Annotated in this window: 6 protein-coding genes; 2 read left to right on the forward strand and 4 right to left on the reverse strand. The window is 45.6% G+C overall.

Annotation, left to right across the window (positions count from 1 at the left end; genetic code table 11):
* Together IH879_19200 and IH879_19205 are read left to right on the forward strand one after the other, a co-directional pair.
* A partial coding sequence (locus IH879_19200; GenBank protein ID MCH7677055.1) for a hypothetical protein occupies positions 1–195 on the forward strand: 195 nt, incomplete at its 5' end.
* Positions 196–204: 9 nt separating this feature from the next.
* Complete coding sequence (locus IH879_19205; GenBank protein MCH7677056.1) at positions 205–633, forward strand: hypothetical protein; 429 nt, start codon at positions 205–207, stop codon at positions 631–633.
* 116 nt (positions 634–749) lie between these two features.
* Here the strand turns inward: IH879_19205 and IH879_19210 are convergent, their stop codons facing one another.
* The 4 genes from IH879_19210 to IH879_19225 all read right to left on the reverse strand — a co-directional run.
* Positions 750–1,643: a homoserine kinase gene (locus IH879_19210; protein MCH7677057.1), complete on the reverse strand. Its 894-nt coding sequence runs from the start codon at positions 1,641–1,643 to the stop codon at positions 750–752.
* Positions 1,636–2,220, reverse strand: coding sequence for an orotate phosphoribosyltransferase (locus IH879_19215; protein ID MCH7677058.1), 585 nt, complete (start codon positions 2,218–2,220; stop codon positions 1,636–1,638). Before IH879_19215 ends, IH879_19210 begins: the two co-directional genes overlap by 8 nt.
* 140 nt (positions 2,221–2,360) lie before the next feature.
* The gene (pyrF, locus tag IH879_19220; GenBank protein ID MCH7677059.1) at positions 2,361–3,182 is read right to left on the reverse strand and encodes an orotidine-5'-phosphate decarboxylase; all 822 of its coding nucleotides are present in this window, start codon (positions 3,180–3,182) and stop codon (positions 2,361–2,363) included.
* A gap of 21 nt (positions 3,183–3,203) precedes the next feature.
* Positions 3,204–5,227 (reverse strand): protein kinase (locus tag IH879_19225; protein MCH7677060.1); only part of this gene is annotated, 2,024 nt, incomplete at its 5' end.

A 5,227-nucleotide genomic window follows, 5' to 3' on the forward strand; every position in this document is an offset into this window, starting at 1 on the left:
CTGCAATTGACTTCCTTCTTCACCGGGCTCGAAGCAACCATGCAAAACATCAGCGCCAGCATCGGCTACAGGCTCAATCCGAAAAAAGGAACCAGAACGTTTCTCAAAGACGTGGAGTTCAGTTACGCGCTCAGCTTTCTGGCCCTGCCGCAAAATGTTGGAACTCACATGTTGGTCATCACAAAATATTTTTAGAGTTTTTCGATGAAGCATAGAATTGTCTTTAGTGCACTCATTATAAATCTGTTTTTGCTGAGCGGTTTCTCAATGGCTCAGGAAGAAAGGTTTATTTTAAAGAATCCGAAGATAAAAAAGAATCAAGTTGCATTAGATGTACGCGGTAGATTAATCCACTCATTGAGCTATGCGCGAAGAGTTGGCGATACTAAACTTAGCTTCGGCGGTGGACTTGGTTTCGGGTGGGAACTAAACAGACACACTTTCGAACGGAACATCTGGGAAGCTTCTCATATTGAGATATTCGCTCGCTTCCAACCTTTTCAGGGACTGCAGTTGGATTTCGGGCCAACTCTAATGAGCTATATATATATACTGATGATTGCTCCGAGTGTACAGGCACCTTTCTTGGGATTTACCTTGCGGCTGGTGTGGGGTATGGGCCTTTATTTGTAGGTCCGTGGGTTCGCATAGGTTCTGCTGATGACCTTAGACACGGATCTGAATTCGGGACGATCTGGGGCCTGCATGTCAGATTAGCTCTAAGTTGGGGTAAATAATAATATCGATGATTATTCTATCACTAAGCCTGTGTTGTCACAAGAGGTTTTAACGACATTTGCTTGAATATTTAATTCCCTGATTTTTCCCTGCCAGGCTTTTTGAAGCTGCTCACTTTCGGTCACGCTAAATCCAAGTATGGTAGGCCCGGAACCGCTGATGCAGACGCCCAGGGCTCCGTTTTCATAACCGGTCTTTTCAAGTTCATCGTAACCGGGAATGAGGTGCTTGCGAAATGGCTGGTGCAATTTGTCTTTCATTGCTATTGACAGTATTTCGTAGTTTCTGCTCATAAATGCTTCAGTCAGCAATGCGCTGCGTTGAAGGTTAAAAACAGCATCCCGGTGGCTTACCGTTTCAGGAAGAACTTCCCGAGCTGCTTTCGTCGAAATAGTGTCGTTTGGAATCATCAAAACGCAGTTTAAGCTTTCATCAACGGCTATCTTCCTGGTGAGGATTTTGCTATTGTCCAGACAGCTAATCGTCAGACCGCCGTAAAGGCAAGCAGCTACATTATCGGGATGACCTTCCATATCTGCGGCGATTGACAGTATTTCGTCGTTTTCTAAATTTTCCCCAGCCAATTCTGATGCACAAATCAAACCGGCTATGATAGCCGCTGCGCTGCTTCCCAACCCCCTTTGTAACGGTATTTCGTTGTTTGTTTTAATTTTCAGGCCAGGCAATTTATTTCCCATGGTCTGAAATAACTTTTCAACAGCCTTGAAAACCAAATTATTTTCATCATTGGCAATCTCAGAGCTTCCTTCACCTGAGTTGAAAATTTGCAAACCCATCGGAATAGTGTCTATTTCGACGGTGAGGTACAATTGCAGGGCTAAGCCAAATGTGTCAAATCCGGAACCCAGATTTGAAGTTGAGGCGGGTACTTTGACTTTAACCATTTTTGGAAAGGCCTCTGCTTCCCGGCTTAACCGCCTGTGAGCCTTGTTTGCAGAGTTCGCAATTTTCAGGTGGGAAAGTTTGGATAGTGAGTTTGACTAAAGAAAAAAGCTCTGTGCCCAAATTAACCTGGCCGCCGCTGCGATCGACCAGGCAGCCGGCTCCGGCGAGATTTCCGCCCGAGGCTTTGACCAGATCGATAACCTCTTTCACTGAGCCGCCGGTTGTGATGACATCTTCAACCACCAATAGGTTCTCGCCTTTTTTAATTTCGAAGCCGCGGCGCAGGGTCATCTCGCCCTGCTGTCTTTCTGAAAAAATTGCCCGAACCCCGAGTGACTTTGCAACTTCATGGGTGACAATGATGCCGCCGACTGCCGGTGCAATTACAGCATCGATATGCTTATTTTTAAAATGCTCGCCAATTTGCGAGCACAGCTTTGCAGCGATTTCGGGATGCTGCAGAACTTTTGCGCCCTGAAAATAGCGGTTGCTGTGCAGCCCGGAAGTCAGGATAAAGTGACCGGTTAGGAGGGCCTCTGTTTCTGCAAAGATTTGTAGGATTTCTTGTTCAGTCATAAAATTTTTTATACCTTGGTAGAGGCTGTCCAAAAAGAATACAGCGAAGGCGTCTCGCCGAGCGTTTTTTCGAAGTTCTGCGCTTAGCAATCCTCGGCGGGACGCCTTCGGACTAGTTTTTTTGACTTTTTGGACAGCCTCTACATTTTTGGTTTTCTGATTTCATTTATTTGATTTTTTAAAAGCTCTGCCTCCCGTCCTGCCGCCTCCGCAAAATCACTGCCGCTTGATTTATAAATAATGCCGCGGCTTGAATTAAACAACGCCAATCCCCCGGATTCATCCGTGCCATTTAGCACGGATTGCTCTAAGTCGCCGCCTTGCGCGCCAATTCCCGGAATGAGAAAAGGAATGCCCGGAGCGAGTTTTCTGACTTCGGCAAGCTCTTCGGGATGAGTCGCGCCGACCACCAGACCGCAATTATTTTGAGTATTCCAATTCTCGGTAACTTGCCGGATGACGATTTTATAGACCGGCTCGGACCCCACCTGCAAATGCTGAAAATCTTTCGAACCGGGGTTGGAAGTAATTCCCAGAATAAAGGCCCCTTTCTCCGGCCACTGCAAAAACGGCTCGACCGAGTCTCTGCCCAGATAGGGATTCACGGTAACGGCGTCAAAACCGAGGTTTTCAAATATTGCCCGGGCATACATTTCCGAAGTGCTGCCGATGTCGGCCCGCTTGGCGTCGGCGAGCTTTATGATGTTGTCCGGAATCAAGTCCACGAGTTTTTCCAGAGCGGCCCAGCCTTTGGAGCCGTGTGCCTCGAAAAAAGCAAAATTCGGCTTGAAGGCCGCGGCCACATGTTTGGTGCTGTCGATGATTTCCGAGCAAAATTTGAAAAGCGGGTCCGGATCTGATTTGATGCTTTCCGGAAGCCGCCTCAAATCCGGATCGAGACCGACGCAGAGCAGGCTGTTTTGCTCCCGAGTGATTTGTTGGAAACGCTGGTTAAAATTCATTTAGTTTCTTAAGAGTGCCTTCTATTTAATCTCATTTTGATATCGCTGCCAATTTGCTTCGAGTTCTTTTAATATATCATTGAACCGTGGCAAATCACGGATTTTATTTATGAATGGATCCTTTGCTAAAAATGGATAGTTTTCATTGCCAAATTCGATTTGACGCTCAATCCAGAGAATAGCTTTGTCTAATTCACCAAGTTGAGTCGAAATCTGTCTTGGCCACCAGGTTTGAAAGGGTTCATTTGTTGCATACTGAAGCAGTTCAGGAGTCATCAGTTTGGTACTTTCATCGGTTTTGTTTTCCAGGGCCAAAAGCAAGGCTTCGGCCAAGTTTACCCGAAAATTGTGAGGTGCAACATCTTTTGTTTTATCTAAAGTTGCACGAGCATCCGATAATCGACCCAGCATCATTTGAGCCCAGGCTTTATCCAGTAATAAAAACACATTGGTTGGATAGAGGTTTAATATCTCATTTAAAATTCGAAGGCTTTCTTCATTTTTTCCCTGCATACACAAAATGACTGCTTTTTTGTGATGTGCCGACCAAAATAAAGGATCGATATCCAAAATCTCCTCGACAGCCTTTAATGCTTTATCGAGCAGGCCATAAAATTCGTAGACATTAACCAGGGTTAGCCAGCCTCCAACTTCACGAGGATTTAAATCGATCGCGTTTTTTGCTTCTTTATAACTGAGCTCCCGCTTTCCCTGGCGAAGATAAATCATGCTCAAAATTGCATGTGCTTCCGGATCATTCTCGTCTATTTTTATCGCCCGTAAAGCCTCGAGCTCTGCCTTTTCCAAAAGGGTGGGATCGTTGGACTGTCCAGTGTCCAGTTTAAAATAATTGGATAGTGATTTGTACACGAAGGCGGCGACAAAACTTGGATCTAAAGCAGTTGCCTTGTCAAACATTTCAAGACCGCGGTCGAAGTCAAAGGCATTCAGCGCATTTAGGCCTTGTAAATAGTATTTGTAAGCTACGGGATCCGCTGAGGCTTTTTCTAAGTTCATTTCAAGCGCAAGTTCATCGCTTTTGAGACCTAAAAGAGGAAAAATTCGCGAAACATAAGTGGTGCTGAAATCCATAATTCCGGCAGAGAATTCTTCCAAACCGACATGACTATAATCCTTCAAGTCGATAACAAACGCAGAAAACCGAAATTCGCCGTTTCCCTGTCGTGCGACAGTCCGAATCACAAAGTGTTGATTGTAACGCTCTTTGAGTTCCGCCAAATCATTCTTATTTGCCTGGAATGCTCTAACAATTTCTGTAGTCAGAGGTCGGACGCTTTCGAAATTTTGTAAGTCATCCAGGACTTGATACCATAGACCGTCAATCCAGGCTTTATTTTCATCGCTTAACCGTTCTGTTTCAAATGGTAGTACGGCAATACGAATCGCCTTTTGATTAAAAAAATTCTTGTATATATAGACTCCACTTAGAATCAGAAAAACAAAAAAAATTGGCAGCAGCAAATTTAAAAAAAGAGGTTTTTGGTGCTTTTCACGTTTAATTGCTGATTTATGAGTGTGTTGAATCTTTTCAGTCGTTATCTTAAGATCACGCTTAAGGTCTGCAAGCAGATCATCAGCATGTTGGTAGCGGGTTTCCTTGTCCTTGTCCAGAGCCTTGTCAACAATTCGTTGTAGTCCCTCAGAAACGCCGGTTTTGTAGCGCGCCAAGGGTTCCGGCTCCTCGTTCATAATGGTGTAGGAGACCGCGGCATCGTAGTCCCCTTCAAATGGGGTTCGGCCGGTAATCATCTCGTAAAGCACCACACCGAAGGACCAAATATCTGAGCGGTGATCCACATCCGCTGCATTGAGCTGCTCCGGGGACATGTAGTTGAGTGTGCCTAATGTGGTGCCTTCTTCCGTTAACTTGGTTCGGCCTCGTGCTTTCGCCACCCCGAAGTCGGCGATTTTCACGCGACCTTTCGAGTCTATCAGAATGTTGTCTGGTTTGATATCGCGGTGCACGATACCGGCCTGGTGGGCTTCGCTGAGACCTTCGCAGATCTGGCTGGCAATGTCGAGAA

Source organism: candidate division KSB1 bacterium (assembly GCA_022562085.1).
GTDB lineage: Bacteria > Zhuqueibacterota > Zhuqueibacteria > Oceanimicrobiales > Oceanimicrobiaceae > Oceanimicrobium.